Genomic DNA, 508 nt, shown 5'->3' on the forward strand with positions numbered 1-508 from the left:
GTGCGACACGGTGAGGTCGCCGGCAACGTCGCGCACGGTGACATCGCCCGAACCATGGCGTTCGACCGCGACATTGCCGCCGACGCCGCGCAGGTCCACATCGCCCGAACCCACGTTGCCGATGCTTACGTTGCCCTTGACCTGGCGCAGGTCGGCATCGCCGGAGCCGATGGTGCCCAGTTCGACGTTGCCCTGCACGGTGTCCATTTCAAGGTCACCCGAACCGATGGTGCCGACCTTCGCATTGCCGCGCACGTTGCGTGCCTTGAAATCGCCCGAACCCACCGACAGCACGTTGAGCGCACCGGCGCCATCGAGGATCACATCACCCGAGCCGATCGCGGCGGTGACCAGGCCCTTGATGTCCTGCAGCTTGATGTCGCCCGAGCCGACATCGGCGCTGAGCGAATGGGCACCAATGACGCTGGCATCGCCGGAGCCGACCTTCAACTGCACCAGCAGGGTGTCCGGCACGCTGCCGCGCAGGTCCAGGTAGGCATAGCTGTTG

The 508-nt window shown here is 65.9% G+C and carries 1 pseudogene; it reads right to left on the reverse strand.

Annotation, left to right across the window (positions count from 1 at the left end):
- Positions 1-508, reverse strand: a pseudogene (locus tag ACXJKJ_RS32405) (hypothetical protein); the annotation flags it as partial.

The sequence above is a fragment of the Roseateles sp. P5_E1 genome, from assembly GCF_054049335.1.